We start from the raw sequence: 20814 nt of genomic DNA on the forward strand, positions 1-20814 counted from the left end.
GCCGTGTTACCCCGAGTCCTTCTCTTCTCCGCACTTCTCTCCCCGTCCCTGGTGGCCGACGCCGGCGAACCCCTTCCTTGGGTCGAGCTCTCCGCCGATGGCAAGGGTTTTCAACAGGTCCCCTCGGGTCGCCCCTTCATCCCATGGGGCTTCAACTACGATCACGAGGGGGACGGCCGGCTCCTCGAGGACTACTGGGTCGACCAATGGCCGAAGGTCGCGGAAGCGTTTCGCGAGATGAAGTCGCTCGGCGCCAACGTCGTGCGAATCCATCTACAGTTCGGCAAGTTCATGCGGAGCCCATCGGAACCGAACCGGTCGTCGCTCGACCAACTGAAGAAGCTCACCCGACTCGCCGAACGAACGGGGCTTTACCTCGATGTGACGGGGCTTGGATGCTACCACAAACAGGATGTCCCCACCTGGTACGACCAACTCAGCGAGGAGGAGCGTTGGGCCGCGCAAGCGGTCTTCTGGGAGGCGGTCGCCAAGACATGTTCGGCAAGTCCCGCGATCTTCTGCTACGACCTGATGAACGAGCCGGTCGCACCCGCCGGCAAACGTAAGAGTGACGACTGGCTCGGTCCGGGATTCGGTGGCAAGCATTTCGTCCAGCGCATCGGCCTCGACCGCAAGGGGCGGGAGCGTCCCGACATCGCCCGCGCGTGGATCCATCAACTGGTGGGTGCCATCCGCAAACGCGACCAGCGCCACCTCATCACCGTCGGCCTTGTCCCGTGGAGTCTCGATCGACCCGGACTAACCTCCGGCTTCGTTCCGACCAAAGTCGCCGATGAGCTCGACTTCATCGCGGTGCATCTCTACCCGGAGAAGGAAAAGGTCGACGAGGCGATCGAGACGCTCAAGGGATTCGCCGCCGTGGGCAAGCCGGTCGTCATCGAGGAGACCTTCACGCTCAAGTGCGGCGCGGATGAGCTTCGACAGTTCTTCGAGAAGTCGCGCCCCTACGCCACCGGCTGGATCGGCTTCTATTGGGGCAAAATGCCCGACGAGCTTCGCCCCGTGAAGACCATTCCCGCCGCCCTGACGCTTCAGTGGCTCGAGCTGTTTCAAGAGTTGGGACCGGAGATGAAGGCGGGAAACAACACCCCGTAGGTCAGGCTATCTGCCCGACGGGAACGCTGGTTGTCGGGCGATGGTAGGCAACAGGCCCACCCGACGAAGACAGTGTCTGGCAATCGCCTGATCTACGAGAGTCTCGCGGGAGGAACCGTGAGCAGTCGACCGACGGCTCGCGTTTCGAGGCCATTGACTTTCTCACCGGAGCGCGCGAGGCTCGAGCAATGACGGCAACTCGCGACGAGTCGACAACGCTCAACCGCACCCTCGGCTTACCGATGGTCACCATCTACGGCCTCGGCACTATTGTCGGAGGAGGTTTCTACGCGTTGACGGGCAAGGTGGCGGCCACGGCGGGAATGCTCACGCCGCTCGCTTTTCTGGTCGCGGCGGTCATCGCCCTATTGAGTGCCTTCTCCTTCGCCGAACTCTCGGCGCGATTCCCCTACAGCGCGGGGGAGGCCCACTACGTCCGCGAGGCCTTTGGGCTTCAGTGGCTCTCCGCTCTCGTGGGATGGATGGTGATCGCCACCGGGGTCGTCTCGGCGGCGACGCTCGCCAATGCCCTCGCCGAGTTCATGCAAGAGTTCGCCATCGTGCCGAAGTGGCCCATCATCGCGGTCAGCGTCGTGGCCTTGGGTTTGATCACCGCCTGGGGCATCAAGGCATCGGCCTCGCTCGCCTTGGTGATCACGCTGATCGAAATAGGGGGGCTATTGCTCGTACTACTCCTCGGCAGTCCACGATTGGGCGAGCTTCCGACCCGATGGCGGGAGTTCATCCCGGCCGACGTCACGGTTGGCTCGCTGGGCGTTCTATTCGGCGCCTATCTCGCCTTCTACTCGTTCATCGGCTTCGAGGACATGGTCAACGTCGCCGAAGAAGTGAAGGAACCGGAGCACAATCTCCCGTCGGCGATCCTGATTTCCGTGCTCGCGACCTCACTGCTCTACGTGCTGATCTCCCTCGTCGTCGTGCTCAGCGCCACGACCGCGGAACTCGCGGAAAGCCCTTCGCCATTGGCGCTCGTCTTTGGCGATTGGCGACTCGGCGCGGACTCCATCACGATCATCGGCATGCTGGCGGGCGTCAATGGAGCCCTCGTCCAGATCGTCATGGCGTCGCGCGTCGTCTTTGGCCTTTCCCAAAAACATTGCGCCCCGCGCATCTTCGGCCGTGTCCATCCCTGGACACGCACCCCCCTCGAGAGCACGTTCGCCATCACCGTCACCGTCCTCATTTTGGCTCTTTGGTTTCCGCTGGTCCCCCTCGCGAAGATGACCAGCACCATCCTGTTGATCATCTTCGCCCTCATCAACGCGGCTCTATGGCGACTCAAGGGAACGACGCCTCATCCTGGTGGCCGAGTCCCATCGTATCCCCGTTGGCTCCCTCTTTCGGGCTGCGCCGCTTGCGTGGGGATTCTGCTCGTTCGCCTCGGATCTCTCCTATGAAGCGACCGATTGCCGCGATCGCGACTTCCTCGTTGACCGACGGGAGTTTGTGCGAGAGGGTAGAGCCTCTTCGGCGCGCCGACAACCAGTGGAATCGACTGATCAGGGAACCGGAATGGATCGACAAGTACGTACCTTCACCGGAAATTCGAAGTGGCTCGCGAGCGTGATCGTCGCGCTGACCGCGGGCGTCGCGTTGGCGGAGGATCCTTCCAAGCCGGCCGAGTTGCCCAACATCATTTTCATCCTCACCGACGATCAGCGCTGGGACGCGGTCGGGTTCATGGATCATCCCTTTCTCGAAACGCCCAACATGGATCGGCTGCACGACGAGGGCGTCACCTTCGCGAACGCGTTCGTGACGACGTCGCTCTGCTCGCCGAGCCGCGCGTCGATCCTGACCGGCCAGTACGCCCACAATCACCGCGTCGTCGACAACTACAACCCGGTCGATCCCTCGCTGCGGTTCTTCCCCGAGTACCTCCAGGAAGTCGGCTATGAGACGGCCTGCATCGGCAAGTGGCACATGGGGGATGTCGATGATCCCCAGCGCGGCTTCGACCACTGGGTCAGCTTTCGCGGCCAGGGCACCTATTGGCCCGACGGCCACGGCACCACCCGCGTCGTTCCGCAGACGCACTACGGCGGCTACAACATCAACGGCAAGCGAGTTCCACAAAAGGGCTACATCACCGACGAGCTGACCGACTACACGATCGACTGGATCAAGGGTCGCAAGAGCGACAAACCCTACTTCGTCTATCTCTCGCACAAGGCGGTTCACTCCGACTTCGTCGCCGCCGACCGTCACAAGGGTCGCTACGCGAAGACCAAGATGAAGCTGCCGGTAACCTACGCCAACACGCCGGAAAACTATGACGACAAGCCGATGTGGCTTAAGAACCAACGCAACAGCCGTCACGGCGTCGACTACGCCTATAACCTCAAGGACTTCGACCTCAACGCCTACTACCAGCGCTACTGCGAGACGCTGCTCGCGGTCGACGACAGCTTGGGTCGGATCCTCGACTTCCTTGAGAAGCGCGGCGAGCTCGACTCGACCCTCGTCGTTTACATGGGCGACAACGGCTTTCAGTTCGGCGAGCACGGTCTCATCGACAAGCGCGCCGCGTACGAAGCCTCCATGCGAGTGCCGCTCTTGGCTCGTTGGCCGAAGGGGCTGCCGAAGGGAACCGAGGTCGACGAGATCGTCGCCAACATCGACATCGGCCCGACACTCCTCGCGGTCGCCGGCGTCGAAACACCGAAGCAGATGGACGGAACGAGCTTCCTCCCCTTGGCTCAGAGCAAGGAGATCCCCTGGCGCGACGCCCTGCTCTACGAGTACTTCTGGGAGTGGAACTACCCGCACACGCCGACGCTGCACGCCTTGCGAACCGACCGCTACAAGTACATTCGCTACCACGGCCTGTGGGACACCAACGAGCTCTACGATCTCAAGGCCGATCCACACGAGACGACCAATCTCATCAACGATCCGAAGCACAGGAAGCTCGCCGAGCAGTTCAACGATCAGCTCTTCGCCATGCTCCGCGAGACCAGCGGCGACCAGCTTCCGCTGCTCAGGGATCGCGGCAAGTGGTATCCCTGGCGTCTCCGCGACCGCGCCAAGCAAGGCCTCTTCCCCAACGAGTTCTTCAACCCACCGCCGGATTTGAACAAGTAGTCATCTCTCCGTTCACTCCCCCGAGTCCTAGGATCTCGAAAGAACCTACGATGAAGACCTTTCTCCGTTCGATTGTCGTCAGCGCCGTATTCGCCACGCCCCTCCTCGCCGCCGAGCCCAGGCTCGTCTTCGAGGACGATTTCTCGCGAAACGAGGTGGGGAACGCGTGGCATTCGCCGATCGGGTCGTTCCGAATCGAGGAGGGAGCCCTGCGGGGAGCGGAAGATCCCAAGGACGGTCACGGCGCGGTGACGCAAACCTATCTCGACTTTGCCGACCTCATCCTCGAGTTTCGCTTTCAGTTCCAAGGCAGCAAGTCGTTCAACGTCGTGATCGATGATCGCTACTACCGCGGCGCGCATGCCGGCCATCTTTGCCGGGTCTCGGTGTCGAAGTCCCAGATCCTCTTGCGGGACGACAAGACCGGATTCATGGAAAACGCGAACTTCAAGCTCTTGCGTGACAAGGCCAAACGAGCCCCGACGCTCACAAAGCTCGCCGACAAGCAGAAACAGATCCCCGTCAAGCTCGAGAGCGGCAAGTGGTACCGCCTCAAGGTCTCCATGATCGGCGAGACCTTGAGCGTCGCCCTCGACGGGAACACCTTGGGGACGCTCAAGACGCCGGGAATCGGACATCTCACCAAGACCGACTTCGGCTTCACCGTCGTTGGGGATGGACTCCTCATCGACGACGTCCGCGCTTGGCTGCCCGCGTCGACGGGCGAGACGCTCATCTACGGTCCCAGTCGGGCGACCAAGGAGTTGCTCACGGCCAGGATGTCGACCGCGACGGGGACTCCCACACTCGAGGTGATCCACCGTGAGCCCCTTGGGCTCGCTGCCGGTCCAGTGGCGTATCATCCCGAACATCGCGTGATCTACGCGGTTGACTCACGGCCAAAGGCGAAAGGAGGCGGCCGGGGCTATGTCATCAAGTTGAACGACGACGGAGCGGTCGCCGAGAAGGTTCCGTTCGAGACCGCTCACGGCTACTCGTACCTCGGTCTCGACCGCTCGCGCCGGTTTCTTCTCGGTGGTTCGTACAGCGAAGGCCACAGCGACGTCTTCGCCCTCGGCGACCAGGGCATTCCGGGGAAGGTGGTCTCAAATCGCTTCGAGGGCCGGGACAAGGCTCACGCGATCCTCACCACCCCCGACAACCGCTTTGCGTACGTCCCCTACGTGAAGGATCAAAACGCCCTGCACCAGTACCGCTTCAACAAGAAGACGGGCGAACTGACACCACATCCCAAAGGAATGATCACGCCGCCGAACGGAATCGGCCCGCGTCATGTGGCGTTTCATCCGACCAGGCCCTACGTTTTCTTCAGCAACGAACAGGGGCTCGGCGCCTCTTCCTTTCGCCTGGAAAAGGATGGCTCGCTAACGTTCGTGGAGTCGGCGGCGGTCCAGGACGGACCACCACAAGCTGGGCAGACGGCGTCGGACATCGCGCTGACGCGCGGCGGGAACTACCTTTTCACCGGTCTGCGTGGGGGAAAACCGGGCCAGCCGAACGCGATCTGTCGCTACAAGGTCGGCGGTGACGGTTCGCTTGAGTTTCTCGGAATGACCGAAGCGGACACCATTCCCTGGTGTCTCCAACTGACGCCAGACGAGCGCCATCTGCTGGTCTCCGCGACCAAGGCAGGGACCTTGACCGCCTACGAAGTCGGCGACGATGGCGGCCTGAGCAAGGCGGCGTCGATTCCTTGGGACAAGCAGATCTACGACATGATCGTGCTGTCGACTACTGAGCACTAGCGATCTATCGTTCCAAATCGTTGGTATCACGACGTGGATTTGCGACGACATTTCTTTGCCGCGTGCTTCTTCTTTCTACCGGACCCTTTTGTCTTCGGCACTCGACTATTGGGAGTTCCCGGGACTACGTTCTTTTCTCCCCGTTTGGCAAGACCCACCCAAAATTCTTTGGCTCTATTCACGAATCTTTGGGTCCCAAAGGGGCGGTCGAACGGGCAGTTGGCCTCCGAAGTCAAGAGCATCGGTTTTTCCCGAAGAATGGGCCCCCTCGACATCAAAACAGCCAAGAGATGCCCCACAAATTCCGAGGAGGAAGCAAAGGAAAGACCGTCTTCTCGAATGGCCCGAACCGATCGAGCGTGAGTTTCTCAATCTTCATGGCATTCGGTTCCTCAGAAGCCGCGCCTTGCGGGCCACATCGCCAACATAACGAGCCAAAAAATACTGTGCGGTGCAGCATTGCTGAAGTCACGTTTTGCGCGAATCTGACGGTATGGACGCGCAAACGCTCAGAAGTGAATCGCGCGATTGTCGACCGCGAAGGCGGCCTCCTTGACGACTTCGGCGAGCGTGGGATGAGCATGCGAGGAACGCGCGATGTCTTCGGCGCTTGCCCCGAACTCGATCGCGACCGCGGCCTCGGCGATCAAGTCACCGGCGCGGGGACCGAGAATATGAACGCCGAGGATGCGATCGGTCTCTTGGTGAGCGAGGATCTTGACCCGACCCTCGGTGTGAGTCAGGACGCGCGCCCGAGCGTTGGCGGCGAAAGGGAAGCTTCCGACACGGTAGGGAACCCCCGACTCCTTGAGTTCATCTTCGGTCTTGCCGACCGAGGCGATCTCCGGTTCGGTGTAGCAAACGCCAGGGATGGCATCGTAGTTCACGTGCCCGTAACCGGTGCCGATCATCTCGACACAAGCGATCCCCTCCTCTTCCGCCTTGTGGGCGAGCATCGGCCCGCGGATCAAGTCGCCGATCGCGTAAACACCCTCGACGGAAGTACGGAACGCGTCGTCGACCTCGACTTGACCTCGCTTGGCCAGCTTGACGCCAACTTCCTCGAGCCCAAGTCCTGCGGTGTTCGGCTTGCGCCCGACGGAGACGAGGACGCGATCCCCCACGATGGCGTCGGCGCCGTCTCGCGTGACAGTGACTTGGTCGCCCTCGGCCTTCGCACCGGTGACGCGTGAACCGAGTTCGAACCGAAGTCCCTGCCGCTGGAAGATCGCCTTGGCTTCCTTGGCGATCTCGGAGTCCATGCCGGGAAGGATGCGGTCGAGGTACTCGAGGACCGTCACCTCGGCACCGAGCCGGCTCCAAACCGAGCCGAGTTCCAAGCCGATGTAGCCGGCGCCGATCACGATGAGATGTTTCGGGACTTCGGCGAAGGCGAGCGCTTCGGTCGAACCGCCAATGCGATCGCCGTCAAACTCGATGCCCGGCAGCGAGGTCGGCACACTCCCGGTCGCGAGGATAATGTGCTTGGCGGTCAGCTCGGCCTCACCTCGGTCGCTGGAGACCGCCACCTTGCCGGGGGCGACGAGTTTGCCGCGTCCCTTGTAGTGGGTCACGCCGTTCTTTTTGAAGAGCCCCGCCACGCCCTGGGTGATGATCTGGACAATGCGTTCCTTGCGGGCCAGCATCGTCGGCAGGTCGAGTTCGACGGAGCCGGTTTTGATGCCGTGACCGCTGAATTTCTTCTTCGCGAGATGAAACAGATCGCTCGATTCGAGCATCGCCTTGCTGGGGATGCAGCCGACACGCAGGCAGGTGCCTCCGAGCACCTCGTTCTCGTCGACACAGCCGACGTTCATGCCAAGTTGGGCGGCGCGGATCGCGGCGACGTACCCTCCCGGTCCACCACCGACGACAACCAGATCGTGCTCTTCCGCCATCGAACTCCCGCTTCCCGTTCTGTCCCCGATCGACCGAGTCCGCGTTGCGGACCTTCAAGTGAGTTGTCGCTGGCTGCTAAACCTCGAGAAGGATCCGCGCCGGATTCTCAATCACTTCCTTGATACGAACCAGGAACGTGACCGCTTCGCGACCATCGACGATGCGATGGTCATAGGTGAGCGCCGTGTACATCATCGGCCGAATGACCACTTGGCCATCGCGGGCGACGGGGCGCTCTTGGATGGCGTGCATCCCGAGAATGCCGCTTTGCGGCGGATTGATGATCGGCGTCGAGAGCATCGAACCGAAGACGCCGCCGTTGCTGATCGTGAAGGTGCCCCCCTCGAGTTCGTCGACTTTAAGGGCACCACTCTTGGCTCGCTTGCCGAAATCGGCGATCGTCTTCTCAATCTCGGCGAAACCCAAGCGTTCGGCGCTGCGAATGATCGGAACGACCAAGCCCTTGCCGCCGCCGACGGCGATCCCGATGTCGTAGAAGTTGCGATAGACGATGTCGGTGCCGCGAATCTCCGCGTTGAGCGCGGGGCAATCCTTGAGGGCTTCGATCACGGCCTTGACGAAGAAGGACATGAAGCCGAGTTTGATCCCGTGCTTGGCGACGAACGACTCTTGATACTGCTTGCGAAGAGCCATGATGCCGCTCATGTCGACCTCGTTGAAGGTCGTCAGCAGAGCGGCGGTTTGCTGGGCTTCGACCAGACGGCTGGCGACGCGTTTGCGAAGCAGCGTCATCGGGACGACTTCCTCTTGCCGCGACGCGGCGGTGTCGCTCGACGGACTGGGAGCGGCGGCGGAGGCGGCCTTGGAACCACCATCGTGACGCAGAACGTCTTCCTTCAGCAGTCGCCCGCCCGGACCGGTCGCGGTGACGTCGCTGGCCTTGAGACCCCGCTCGGCGAGAGCGTGGGCCGCGGCCGGCATGACGTGAGCGGTTTCGCCGGAAGCGGAGGAGGACGCTGGCGGAGTTGCGGGGGCGGCCTTCTCGGAATCGGTCGGCGCGCTTTTGCCGGCCGAGTCGCCGGAGGGTTTCTCTTTCGATTTGGTCGACGCCTCCGAGGCGCTCACTTCCTCAAGATGGGCGATGATGTCACCCACGGCGGCCGGATCCCCCTCCTTTTTGAGGATCTTGACCAAGCGACCACGAATCGGCGAAGGAACTTCAAGGACGGCCTTGGCGGTGTCGATCTCGACGAGGGTTTCGTCCTTCTCGACGACGTCCCCTTCGGCGAAGAGCCAGTTGCCAATCTCGACTTCGGTGATCGATTCTCCCGCCTCGGGGACTTGCAGTTCAGTGACCATGATGCTTTCTGTCGTCTCGCGGCTAGTTCGGCGAATTCACTCGGCGTTGCGACGCGCTGTCGCGACACTCTCTCCTACCGCTTCGATCTTGACTTACGGGAATCGCCAGACGTCCCCAAGCCTAATCGACCGGGAAATACGGGAATCACTTCTCGGCGAACGCTTCGTTCATCAGCTTCTCTTGCTCGAGTCGGTGACTGCTCGCCGAGCCGGTGGCGGGGCTGGAAGATTTGGGTCGCGTCACGCCGCTGAAACGTCGCCCGAAGAGCGACTTGCCGAGTTTGACCCGCATGTAACGCCAAGCCCCCATGTTGGCGGGCTCCTCCTGGACCCAGAGGGCCGGAGCCTCTTTCGGGTAGGCGGAAAGCGCGGCGCTCAGTTCCTTGTTGTTCAGCGGATAAAGCTGCTCGATGCGGATGATCGCGACATCCTTTCGCTCGAGGTGCTCGCGACGTTCCTTGAGGTCGTAGTAGACCTTGCCCGAACAGAGCAAGACACTCCGGACATCCTTTGGATCGATCTCCTCGGGGGAGTCGGTCAGGATGCGTCCGAATCGTCCCTCGGCACACTCCTCGAGCGTCGAAACCGCCCGGGGATTGCGCAACAGACTCTTCGGCGTCATGATGACCAGCGGCTTGCGCCACCGTCGCAAGACCTGTCGTCGCAGCAGATGGAAGTACTGGGCCGGCGTCGTGCAATTGACGACCTGGATGTTGTGCCGCGCCGCCAGTTGTAGGAACCGCTCGAGCCGGGCACTGGAATGCTCGGGCCCCATGCCCTCGAAGCTGTGCGGCAAGAGGAGAACCAGACCGCTCAGCCGGTGCCATTTGTCCTCGGCACTGGCGATGAATTGGTCGATGATCACCTGCGCGGCGTTGGCGAAGTCGCCGAACTGGGCCTCCCAGAGAATGAGCCCATCGGGGCAGTCGAGACTGTAGCCGTACTCGAAACCGAGGACGCCGTTCTCCGAGAGCGGGCTGTTGATAATCTCGACCGGAGCCTGTTCCGGGTCAAGGTGCTGGAGCGGACAATAGGCGCGTCCGTCGTTGTTGTCGTGGAGCCAGGCGTGACGTTGGCTGAACGTGCCGCGTCCGGAGTCCTGCCCCGAGAACCGAATACGGAAACCGGCGGTCGCGATCGAGGCGAACGCGGCCGCCTCGGCGGTCGACCAGTCGAGCGAGCGGTGCCCCTCGGCCATCTCCTTGCGTACTTTCATCAGCCGCTGGATGTTTCGGTGCGGGCGAAAGCCCTCCGGCAGTTCCGTTTGCTTGAGCAAGAGCGATTTGAGCCGCTCGGGCTCGATCCCGGTGTCGACGTCGGGGACGGAGTCTTCCAAACCGCCAACATAGCCCTTCCAGATGCCGTGAATGTCGCCCTCGCGGCGCATCTTCGGGTCGCTGCGCGCGACCGAAAGCTCCGACTCGAGCTGCTTGCGTCGCTCAATCGCGATCTGCTCGGCTTCCTCCTTGGTCACCTCGCCCAACCCGAGCAGATGTTCGAGATAGTCCTCGCGCACCGGCGGCTTGTTGGCGATGAGCCGATAGAGCTTCGGCTGCGTGAACGAGGGCTCGTCTCCCTCGTTGTGACCGCGACGGCGGAAGCAGTACATGTCGATCACGACGTCACGTTTGAACTCGCGGCGGAAATCGAGCGCCAGCGAGACCACCTGGGCGACCGCCTCGGGCTCTTCGCCGTTGACGTGGAAGATCGGAATCTGGAGCATCTTGGCGACGTCGGTCGCGTAGACGCTCGAGCGTCCTTCCTCGGGCGGCGTCGTGAAACCGATCTGGTTGTTGACGACGACGTGAATCGCGCCACCGACGTGGTAACCCATCAGCTCGCTGAGATTGAGCGTCTCCTGAACGACGCCTTCGCCGGCGAAGGCCGCGTCGCCGTGGATCAGGATCGCCAGACCGTGCTCGCGGTCGGTGTCACGGGTCCGGTCCTGCTTGGCGCGGAGCCGGCCGAGCACCACGGGGTTGACGAACTCGAGATGGCTCGGGTTGAAGCAGAGCGAAAGGTGGACGGTGCGGAAGTTGGTCGTGATCCAGTCGCTGCTGTAGCCGAGGTGGTACTTGACGTCGCCGCCGCCGAGCTGGAACTCGGGATCGTTGTCCTCGAATTCGCGAAAGATCTGCCGTGGGCTCTTTCCGAGGATGTTGGCGAGGACGTTCAGTCGACCCCGGTGAGCCATGCCGAGGACAATCTCGTCGATGCCCTGTTGGCCGGCTCGTTCGATCGCCAAGTCGAGTAGCGGGATAAGGCTCTCGGCTCCCTCAAGGGAGAAGCTCTTGGCCCCGACGAATTTCTTCTGGATGAACTCTTCAAAAATGACGGCATCGGTCAGGCGGGTCAGGATGCGGAATTGTTCTTCGCGGGTCAGGGCGAGTCGGTTCTGCGTCCCTTCCATCCGCTCTTGGAGCCACTCACGCACTGCGAGGTCGTCGATGTGCATGAATTGGACGCCGATGTTTCGGCAGTAGGTGTCGCGTAGCAGGTCGAGGAGTTTGCGAAGGGTGATTTCCTCCCCGATGCCCTCGATGCGTTCGGTGGAGACTTGGCGATCGAGGTCCGCGTCCCGAAGCCCGTAGAACTCCGGGAGAATCTCGGGCGGGGGCTCGGTCCTCCGAAAACCGAGAGGATTGATCGCGGCGATGATGTGCCCACGAACGCGAAAATTCCGAATGAGCTGGTCGGTTCGGTGCTGCAGGACCGCGTCGGAGAGCCCTACCGCGGGAGCGTGGGTTCGGTTCTGCCCGCCGGCCGAGGGCGGGTTGAAGAGGCCCGAGGGCCGAAAGGACGGTCCGAGCTGGGCGTAGCCATTGCGTCCGGCCGAGGCGGTCAACTGGCGGAAATAGGTCTGCCAGTCGGACGAGACCGAGCTCGGATCGCGAACGTAGTCAGCGTAGAGCGACTCGACGAACGCGAGACTCAGGCTGTTTCCAAGGGGACCATGGTCTTGTTGACTCATCGGATTCTGGGAGAGCTCCGCGGGAGGGCATCAGTCGGTAGTTTTCGTCGCATCTGGCGGCCGTTCCGTCACCCGCCAACGTCTCGCGAGGAATTATATCCAAAATGGCTTCCCGAGTGTCCGAAAGCCGGGGCGCATTCCAAGCGGATTTGGGACGGTCTAATAATAGCCCTACCGAACGAGCGACGATTCTCAAGTCGTTCCTGGCCGGAAGGTGACTCGACACTTCGAAATTGTCGGAATGACCGCGAGTAGGCAAACGCCGAGGCCGACCGTCGCGGGCTTGGTCCCCGACATCGAACCCGCGGAAAGAGACCCCGATCGCCGCACTCGGGAGTTCCTCCCGGAGCCCTCACCCACAGAGCGGCCAGCCAACGAGCTGATCGCTCGCGCTGGTAAACAGGGCAACGCCGCGAAGCACCGAGACCGCCCCCGTCGCCATGACGCTGTAGGCGGCGATCGTGAACGCGTGCCGACGCAACCGCAACGAAAGGAGTGAACTGCCACAACCGGCGATCAGCATCGTGGGGACCGTCCCGAGCCCGAACAGTGCCATCATCAACCCGCCAATCACCATGCTCCCCGAACTGACCGCGAGGGCGAGAAAGGCGTAAACGAGCCCGCAAGGCAATAGCCCCGTCAACACCCCCGCGAGGAACGAGTTCATCAGTTGTGGCGACGTCAAGAGATCCGATAGCAGCGTCCCGGCCAAGCACCCGCGCGTGCTCCCCGTGGCGGACCGAAAGGGCAGCAACTTTGCCGAGGCCGCTCCCTCGAGCACGAGGAGTAGACCGGCCACGAGCGCGAGCACCGCTTGACCATGGACAAGCGTCGGCACCGCGCGGATGAGGCTTAGCCCGACGAATCCGCCGACCGCTCCCAGGAACGTGTACGTGAAGAGACGTCCGGCACTGTAGACGAGTTGGCGGGCCAGGTTCGAGGTCGGCGTCGGGGCGCTACTGCCGATCGACACCACGAACCCGCCGCACATGCCGAGGCAGTGAGACGAGCCGAGCACGCCGCTGACAAAGATCATCAACCACTCGACCATGATACTCGCTTCACTTTTCGAGACCGACCGCTGGGCCGATCGCCGACCGCGTGGCCAGAGGACTCTCCGCCGGTTCCGCCGGGACGTCCCCCTTGGTCGCGTTCTCCGACCAGACGAGCACTTCGCAGTCGGAGGGAACTGGCAACCACCATCGCACTACTGAGGACCATCGCGACTGCGGCGATGATCGGATTGAGTCGGCCTGTGACCGCGAAGCCCAACGCCACGATGTTATAGGCGAACGCCCAGACGAGGTTGCGCCGAATCGTCCGCACCGTCGCTCGCGCCAAGCCGATCGCCCATGGGAGCCGCGAGAGGTCCTCGGTGAGCAAACAAACATCGCCATTGGCCCGCAAGAGATCCGCTCCGCCCCCCATCGCGATGCCGACATCGCTCGCGATCAGCGCCGCGGCGTCGTTGATACCATCCCCCACCATCGCGGTCGGCCCATATCGTTCGCGCGTCCGCTCGATCGCCTGGAGCTTCATTTCCGGCAAGAGCCGTCCCTCGACCGGAACCCCGAGCTGCCGTCCCATCGCCTCGGCACGTCGCCGCTCGTCCCCGGTGAGGATGGCGACGTCGATGCCATCGCTCACCAGATGGGCGAGCGTCTCCCGCGCACCGGGCCTGACTTCTTCCACCAGCAAGAATGCGGCTCGGACGCCTCTTCGATCGGCGAAATAGACGACCGTCGCCTCGTCGGAGGCTTCCTCTCCGAAGGGATTCGACGGCTCCCCTTGTTCGAGACGCTCGGCGACGAAGCGGCCGCTGCCCAACAGGAGCCTCTCTCCCGTCGCGGCGAGGGTCCCCGTCATCCCGAGGCCGAGCACGTGCGTGACTTGTGTCAGTTCCCCACCAGGAGCTTCGCCAGTCTCCCGTTCGAGGTGGCGTGCGATCGCGCTGGCGAGAGGGTGTTTCGATCGCCGCGCGAGCACCGACGCGAGTCCGAGCGTTTCCTGCGAGCGTTCCCCATCGGCGATCCAATCATCGGCAACGCTGGCCTTGCCGGTTGTGATCGTTCCCGTCTTGTCGAACCGCATCGCCTTGATGCCCGCGAGACGTTCGAGACTCTCCCCCGATCGAAACAGGACACCCTGACGAGCCGCGCGTCCCATCGCCGACCAGATCGCCAGCGGCGTTGCGAGCCCCAAGGCACAGGGGCACGCGATCAGGACTACCGCCAGACTGCTGCGAATCCCCCAGCCAAGCCCTTGGTCCCAGGTGTGAAACGCGAACGTCCCGGCGGCCAGCAGCGCTACCAGAGGGATGAACCAAGCGCTGACGCGATCAGCGATGCGTTGGTAAAGCCCGCGCGACTCGCACGCTTCGCGGAGCGTTTGCCGGAGCCGGGCGATCGTTCCCTCGGAGTGCGACGCGGTTACGCAAAGGTGGATTTCCCCGTCGATCGCGACGCTCCCCGCGTGAAGTCGGTCCCCAAGACGTTTGACGATGGGCATGCTCTCGCCGGTCAGGAGTTGTTCGTTGACGGTCGCCTCCGACGATTGAATTCGGCCGTCGAGCGGTATTGTCTCTCCGGGAAGAACCCGCACGTGATCTCCCACCGCGATCTGGTCGAGGGGCAGCGATCGCTCGTTGTCCGCATCAACGACCAAGGCAGTCTCGGGTAGGAGATCGGCTAGCGATTCGACGGCCTCGGTGGTGCGGAGCCTGCCGCGAGCCTCGAGCCAACGACCGAGGGTCACCATCACGAGGACCATGCACGCGACGTCGAAGTAGACGTGACCCGACTCCGCGATGGTCGTGATAACGGAATAGCCAAAGGCCGCGAGGACACCCGCCGCGAGCAACAGATCGGTGCTGGGCCTCCCCGAGAGAGCCGACCGGAACGCGGAGTCGGCCAGCGGCATGCCGAGCAGCAAGAGGACCGGGGTCGCGAAGAGAAGACAAAGGTAGCGAAAGAGGCTCAGCAAGGTCGGTCCGTACGCGCCGGGAGATCCCGCCGGGACGAACTCCTGGCTCCAAAGAGACAGGCTCAGGACCATGACGTTCATGGTCAGGAAGATCGCGAGACAGAGCTTCGCGAGGGTGGCGCTGACCGCCCCTCGGCCGCCTTGGGCCCCGGTAATCTCCTCGGCCAGTTCACATCCGTAGCAGCAATAGAGGGGTTCGTCGGCGGGAGGGAGACTGCGCGACCAGTAGGAAGCGACCGGCAGGCCGCAATAGTGGCAAGCTGCTCTAGCGGGTTCGTCCAAGAGCCTGCCCCTTCGGCATCACGGTTGAGACGTTTCCTCCGCACTCTCGACGTGGGCGGGAGCCGCTGACGTCGGGGTGAGATCCTCGCGAAACTCCCGTTGGATGCTCGGAAAGAGAAACCACAGGACGTAGAAGATCGCGAAGACGTAGAAACCAACCCACAGCAGACGCACGTAGGGAGGGATCACATGGCTTCTATAGGTATGGTAGGCGTGCTCCGCCACCGGTGAGCCTTCATCGTTCACGTCAGTCATGCTGTCCCGCTCCGACCAATTCCCTGGAACGTTCGCCTTCGTACGTCGGCTCCGACCTCGTCGATCCGCCTGCATCGGGATCGTCGAAAGGAGGAGCATCCGGGCCATCGTCCGACCCGCGGTCGTCCTCGTCATCCCGATCCGGCAACTCCCCGTCGAGCATCGCTTCCTGCTCGAGCATGGTGTACTTCGGTTGCTCGATGTCGCGAAACATCCCTTGGAACATCGCCCAGATCATCAGCATCACGAAGCCGAGACTCGCGAGCGTGTAGTTGAACACGGGGAGAATCGCGAAGACGCCGAGTTCGTCGTGCTGCGCGGTCGCGACAAACTCCGCGAACTTGGCGCTGAATCCGTAGAGGCAGGGAGCCAAGATCACCACCGCGAGGATCGCGGTGACGCGGCCGAGCCAGCGCTGGCGATGGCCGTTGGATAAGCGCTGGCGATGGCCGTTAGATAAGCGGCCGCTCATGAAGCGTCCTCCTTCTTCTCGTCCCCTTCGGTCGCGGGGGAGTCCGTGTTGTCGTCCTCTTCGATGGAAGCGGATGTACTCGCCTCTTCCGCTCCCCGGTAGGCCCTTTGCATCTGTTCCCAACGCTCCTTCGGAATGCCTACTCCCGGATGGAGGCCATCCAGGTCGGATTCCCAGCGTTCGTAGTAGGGATAGGTGGGCAACTGGGTGCCGAGGAACTGCATATAGGTGATCAGCGCGAGGCCTCGCTTGTTCGGTCGGTAGACGGCGCCATCGAAGAGCCAGGGATACTCGGGCATGACGGAGCCGGGCGAAGTATCGACTGGCCGGTAGAAGTGTGCCGCGTGCCAATCGTTCGAGCGCCGTGCCGCCTCACGACTGAGATCGGGACCGACCCGGCGGGTTCCGAAGAGGACCGGGCGTTGGAGTTCGTTCTGATACTCCCACGTCTCGGCGACGGGCCCCCAACGGACGGTCTCGTTACCGACGGGACGGACGAACTGGCTATGACAGTGCCAACAAGCCTCGCCGACGTAGACGCTGCGGCCAAGGCGAAGGGCCTCGGCGCAGTTCTCTTCTGTCGGCCCAAGGACGAAGTGCTCCTCGAACGATTCCGGGTAGCGTTCGCTCAGATCGCGAAAGTGCTCCATCACGTGGGGATTGACGAGTTGCTCGGCCGTCAGTTCCGGCAGATCGCGGTACATCATCATCGGCACCAGCGCGTTGCCGAGGAACGCGATCGCGAAGAAGAAGAGCCCGGCGATCAGGAAAACACCCGACTTCGTTTCAAACATGAATCATCGATCCTCACGCCGCTTGCAGCGATGGTTGCTTTGGTTCGCGTTTCAACCACGTCATCACGATATTGATCAGAAAGAGCAGATTGCCGACGTAGATCAGCACCCCGGTAAAGGCGCGGAAGGCCCAAAAGGGGACCGCCATCGTCACCGTCTCGATCCAAGGGGTGAGGTTGTACCACGCGAACCCCTCGACAAGCCCACCGATCGTCAGCGTGATGAACATGAGAATCTTGCCGCTGACCATGAGCCAGAACTGCCACTCGAGCAGCGACCGACTCCACCACTCGGTTCCGAGCAGACGCGGGAAGAGGTAGACCATCACGCCAATCACCCAGAACCCGAACACGCCGAGCATGACCAAGTGGGCATGGCCGACGACCCAGTCGGAAAAGTGGATGATCTTTTGAAAAGTCAGCGTCGTCTGGAACGCGCATTGGAAGCAGGTGACGAAGTAGAGAACCATCCCGGTGTAGAACCATCGAATCGGAATGTTCTCTCGTAGATTCTTCCGCGCCACGCCCCAGATCGTGCCAAAGAAATTGATGACGACCGTCGTCACGACGAACTCGACCGCGATGGTCGAAATGACCGCTCCGTACTGCAGAAACATCGGTATTGGGGTGTAGAGAAAGTGATGCACACCAGTGAGCGGATAGAAGAACGCCAGTCCCCAGAATCCAACCAGCGACAGACCGTGACTCCAGATGGGTCGCTTCAGGAGGATGGGAACGAAGTAGTACATCATCCCCCAGCCGATCGGCGTCACCCACAACCCGACGAGGTCGTGGATGAAGAGCCCCATGATGGCGCCGGCTCCGGTGCCGGGAATGAAGTACTGAGGCAGAAAGTTCCCCATCGCGTAGTTGAGAAACGTCCAAACGAAGGCAGCTCCGAAGTACCACAGCGAGACATACATCGGTCCCCGCATCGCGACGATCGGAGCTCCGAAGTTGAAGCAGACGAGCAAGAGCCCAAGTTGAGCCACCGGGTCGATCCAGACCGGCGTTTCGCCCCACTCGACCGCTTGCGCCTGCCCATAGAGGATGCCGATCGCGGTCGCGAGGACGATCCCCTGCCACGCGACGAAAATGAACCAGGAGAGAGCCACGCTCAGGACCGGCTTCATCGTCAGTCGGGGAATCGACCAGTGAAGCACGCCGAGAAACGCGTTGGAGAGAAAGCCGTACGCGATGGCGTTGGTGTGAACCATCCGCCAACGGCCAGGGGAGAACAACTCGATGCCCTGAAGCGGGTTGTGATAGACCAGTTGCAGCGCCATGACGAACCCCGCCGTCAACGCGACGGTGAAGAAGACGAGCGCCATGACGAAGTAGAGGGTGACGAGCGTCTCGCAAACAAGGGGTCGGCTCTGCGTGGGCAGAGGCTGAGCCGTGGCTTGGGTCATGTCTTGCTCTCGAACTGCCTGTAGGGCTTAAAGACACCGAGCGGATACACCAAGAGCATCGTCCAACCGAAGACGAGGTGAGTCGTTAGACCTACCCACCACGGAATCAAGTCGACGATCCATCGCCCGCCGAAGAGAAGAGGCTGAAGCCAGGAGAGAATGAGGTAGAAGTTGACGATCCAAAGTCCGACGGCCAAACCGGTCACCAGCTTGAATCGCTTCACGAAATCGCCATCGGGAACACACTTAGACTGGGCGATCTGAAACGGAATGCCCAACAAGGTCCCCGTGGCGAGATAGAGGCAACACCCGATCGCGAGGGCGACGCCGTTGGTGGTCGCCAACGCCGGTTCCCCGAGAGGAAACGTGAGGTACACCCTAATAAGATTGAGTGGATCCGGTCCAAGCCCAGCCGGAGGAGCGACGAGCAGAGCGCCGATGATATTGAAGACGAGACTAGTCGCGGCCCCGAAGAGACCGAGGACCGAACCGGCAAGTAGATCGTAGGCGGCGTAGTATCCCCGCGGAGCCCAAGGTGGTTTTCCACCCGCGCTCGCGGAAACCTCGCTCACTCTATCCGTGGATTCCATGGGCGTTGGACCAAGCGGACTTAAGTGACTATCAGAAGACGTAGTGTAACCAAGGCTCCTCGGATGTCCAAGACCACCATCAATTTTGTCCTCGACATTCTCCTCGCGATCGTTTTTCTCGTCGTCTTGTGGACAGCGGCGGTTCTCGAGTTCCTCTTCCCCTCAGGCTCGAGGGCGATCGGCTGGACCCTATGGGGATTCGACAAGCCCGCCTGGGCGGCGCTTCACTTTCGCATTCTTTTCGCCTTCGGCGTGATGGTCTTGATTCACGTGATGTTGCATTGGAGTTGGGTCTGTGGGGTTGCGATGAAGATGATCGCGCGCGCCACCTGTCGGCCGATGAAGCAGCTTGAGAGTTCCCATCAGACCCTAATCGGCGTCGGCGTGCTCGTGGTGCTGTTGCATCTCTTGGGCATCCTCTACCTCTCCGCGATGCTGACGATCCATCAGCCCGCGGCGACGTAGCGGAAACGCGTCCCCACTCCGGGGAACGTCGATCGGCTGGCGGAGTGACATGAAGAGGTCAGTCGAGAAGGAAGTCGTTCGACCAGACCAGACGGATGCAACGAAGCTTGCGTTCGACGCTGGAGAGGGAGACGTCGAGTTCGCTGGCGATCTCGTCGTTGCGATAGCCCGCCAGCTTGAAGAGGGCGATCCGCCGCAGGACCGGATCCTGGAGTCGATCCAACAAGGTATCGAACTGCTCGGCAAGCTCGACCCGGCGATCCGGCGGCAGTTGCCGATCGGAAACATTCTCAATCCCGCGCGAGCGATCCGAATCCGGGCGGGCGTGATCGAATGCGGACTCCGAACGCACCACTCCCCCTCCTCTCTTGCGCGCCTGCTCTCGTTCCCGATGCGACGCCGCCTTTCTGGCGGTGATCGTCGCGAGAAGCTTCCAAAGATCCTCAGGCGTCTCAAGCTGTGGAAACTTCCCCCCCACCGCGCGGCGGCAGAAACTGTTGAACGCGCTGACCACCACGTCTTCCTCGTCGGAAGCGCGGCGCGGAATGGCCCCCAGGCGGCGATCGGCCAACCGTTGTAGCCGGCCGGCGTAACGCTCCCACAGGGCGCGGGCCGCGTCGTCGCTCCCCGCCTTCAAATTCTTCAGATGGTCAACGACGTTGTTATCCGAATCCAACATCTCACCCCTTCACGACGTGATCGGGATCTTTGCGACAAAGGCGCTGGCTCGACCCAAAAGCCGCCCCATGCAAGGGAACGACAAGGGCTCGCCCAAGCGGAACCCGAATGCCTCTCGTTGCGTGAATATAGCTCGCTCCCATGCCTGTCCGACAAAATCGCGGGAAATCGTGGCCCCTCCGGGAGACCTCGCTCGCTGAACCCATTGAAGAGGCGGCGACAACGCCCGCCAGCGTGTTCAGCAAGTTGGTTCCCCTTGATGGAGGACTCCCCATGACGCAGCTTCAGCCTGCTCAAACTCACTACTCGCACTGGCTTCGCCATCGAGCGCTCGCCACCCTTCGTGGAACGTGGAGGCTCTCATCCTCCCTCGTGGACGGCGAGCCGGTCGACGACGATCAGATCGGCGGCAACTTGCTCATGGTCTCCGGAACGCGAATGATTCGCACCCTTGGCGACGAGTACCTGCAAGCCGACTTCTCGCTAAACGCGATGCAGTTACCCGCGCTGATCGACTTCACCGCGACTCGAGAGAACACGGTGGTGGGACAGTTCCACGGCGTCGCCGAGATCACCAGGGACCGGCTTGCCCTCTGTTACGTCCCCGTCGGCATTGCCGTTCGTCCACTGGAACTCGCGAGCCCGAGAGGAAGCAATCATGTCTTGGAGCGTTGGATTCGCGTCTGAACCGAGGGCTCGAGGTCCTCC

At 62.1% G+C, this 20814-nt stretch carries 17 protein-coding genes; 6 read left to right on the forward strand and 11 right to left on the reverse strand.

The window, feature by feature from the left end; translation table 11 throughout:
* The first annotated feature begins 3 nt into the window (after positions 1 to 3).
* From Pan216_RS18310 to Pan216_RS18325, 4 genes are all read left to right on the forward strand, one after another.
* Entirely contained in the window at positions 4 to 1116 is a 1113-nt protein-coding gene (locus Pan216_RS18310) for a cellulase family glycosylhydrolase (protein WP_419192692.1), read from the forward strand.
* A gap of 188 nt (positions 1117 to 1304) precedes the next feature.
* Positions 1305 to 2534, forward strand: a complete 1230-nt coding sequence (locus tag Pan216_RS18315; protein ID WP_145260087.1) for an APC family permease — start codon at positions 1305 to 1307, stop codon at positions 2532 to 2534.
* 115 nt (positions 2535 to 2649) lie between these two features.
* Complete coding sequence (locus Pan216_RS18320; protein WP_145260089.1) at positions 2650 to 4221, forward strand: sulfatase family protein; 1572 nt, start codon at positions 2650 to 2652, stop codon at positions 4219 to 4221.
* Positions 4222 to 4271: 50 nt separating this feature from the next.
* On the forward strand, positions 4272 to 5987 hold the full coding sequence (locus tag Pan216_RS18325) for a lactonase family protein (protein WP_145260091.1): 1716 nt from the start codon (positions 4272 to 4274) through the stop codon (positions 5985 to 5987).
* A 509-nt stretch (positions 5988 to 6496) separates the two neighbouring features.
* Here the strand turns inward: Pan216_RS18325 and lpdA are convergent.
* The 10 genes from lpdA to Pan216_RS18375 all read right to left on the reverse strand — a co-directional run bounded on the left by lpdA (position 6497) and on the right by Pan216_RS18375 (position 18945).
* Positions 6497 to 7885, reverse strand: a complete 1389-nt coding sequence (gene lpdA, locus Pan216_RS18330) for a dihydrolipoyl dehydrogenase (protein WP_145260093.1) — start codon at positions 7883 to 7885, stop codon at positions 6497 to 6499.
* Between the two features lie 76 nt (positions 7886 to 7961).
* Positions 7962 to 9206: a 2-oxoglutarate dehydrogenase complex dihydrolipoyllysine-residue succinyltransferase gene (odhB, locus tag Pan216_RS18335; RefSeq protein ID WP_145260095.1), complete on the reverse strand. Its 1245-nt coding sequence runs from the start codon at positions 9204 to 9206 to the stop codon at positions 7962 to 7964.
* 145 nt (positions 9207 to 9351) lie between these two features.
* Entirely contained in the window at positions 9352 to 12177 is a 2826-nt protein-coding gene (locus Pan216_RS18340; RefSeq protein WP_145260097.1) for a 2-oxoglutarate dehydrogenase E1 component, read from the reverse strand.
* Positions 12178 to 12529: 352 nt separating this feature from the next.
* Positions 12530 to 13228, reverse strand: a complete 699-nt coding sequence (locus Pan216_RS18345) for a sulfite exporter TauE/SafE family protein (protein WP_145260099.1) — start codon at positions 13226 to 13228, stop codon at positions 12530 to 12532.
* The gene (locus Pan216_RS18350) at positions 13213 to 15441 is read right to left on the reverse strand and encodes a heavy metal translocating P-type ATPase (RefSeq protein ID WP_145260101.1); all 2229 of its coding nucleotides are present in this window, start codon (positions 15439 to 15441) and stop codon (positions 13213 to 13215) included. Before Pan216_RS18350 ends, Pan216_RS18345 begins: the two co-directional genes overlap by 16 nt.
* A gap of 18 nt (positions 15442 to 15459) precedes the next feature.
* A complete protein-coding gene (locus tag Pan216_RS18355) occupies positions 15460 to 15696 on the reverse strand; it encodes a hypothetical protein (RefSeq protein WP_145260103.1) in 237 nt (78 codons plus the stop codon).
* On the reverse strand, positions 15689 to 16168 hold the full coding sequence (locus Pan216_RS18360) for a hypothetical protein (RefSeq protein WP_145260105.1): 480 nt from the start codon (positions 16166 to 16168) through the stop codon (positions 15689 to 15691). The genes Pan216_RS18355 and Pan216_RS18360 overlap by 8 nt, the downstream gene beginning before the upstream one ends.
* Complete coding sequence (locus Pan216_RS18365) at positions 16165 to 16962, reverse strand: cbb3-type cytochrome c oxidase subunit II (protein WP_145260107.1); 798 nt, start codon at positions 16960 to 16962, stop codon at positions 16165 to 16167. Before Pan216_RS18365 ends, Pan216_RS18360 begins: the two co-directional genes overlap by 4 nt.
* A gap of 13 nt (positions 16963 to 16975) precedes the next feature.
* Positions 16976 to 18373 (reverse strand): cbb3-type cytochrome c oxidase subunit I, encoded by a 1398-nt coding sequence (locus Pan216_RS18370; RefSeq protein WP_145260109.1) that lies wholly within the window; start codon positions 18371 to 18373, stop codon positions 16976 to 16978.
* On the reverse strand, positions 18370 to 18945 hold the full coding sequence (locus Pan216_RS18375) for a hypothetical protein (protein ID WP_145260111.1): 576 nt from the start codon (positions 18943 to 18945) through the stop codon (positions 18370 to 18372). The genes Pan216_RS18370 and Pan216_RS18375 overlap by 4 nt, the downstream gene beginning before the upstream one ends.
* A gap of 81 nt (positions 18946 to 19026) precedes the next feature.
* Here Pan216_RS18375 and Pan216_RS18380 point away from each other — a divergent pair, with 81 nt between their 5' ends.
* Complete coding sequence (locus Pan216_RS18380) at positions 19027 to 19428, forward strand: DUF4405 domain-containing protein (protein ID WP_145260113.1); 402 nt, start codon at positions 19027 to 19029, stop codon at positions 19426 to 19428.
* 58 nt (positions 19429 to 19486) lie between these two features.
* On the opposite strand, the gene Pan216_RS18385 is transcribed toward Pan216_RS18380, so the two are convergent.
* Complete coding sequence (locus Pan216_RS18385; protein WP_145260115.1) at positions 19487 to 20107, reverse strand: ECF-type sigma factor; 621 nt, start codon at positions 20105 to 20107, stop codon at positions 19487 to 19489.
* 272 nt (positions 20108 to 20379) lie between these two features.
* Here Pan216_RS18385 and Pan216_RS18390 point away from each other — a divergent pair, with 272 nt between their 5' ends.
* Positions 20380 to 20793 carry a hypothetical protein gene (locus Pan216_RS18390; protein ID WP_145260117.1) on the forward strand — a complete coding sequence of 138 codons (414 nt, stop codon included), beginning with the start codon at positions 20380 to 20382 and terminating at the stop codon, positions 20791 to 20793.
* Positions 20794 to 20814: the final 21 nt, after the last annotated feature.

It is taken from the genome of Kolteria novifilia (assembly GCA_007748055.1).
Classification (GTDB): Bacteria; Planctomycetota; Planctomycetia; order Kolteriales; family Kolteriaceae; genus Kolteria; species Kolteria novifilia.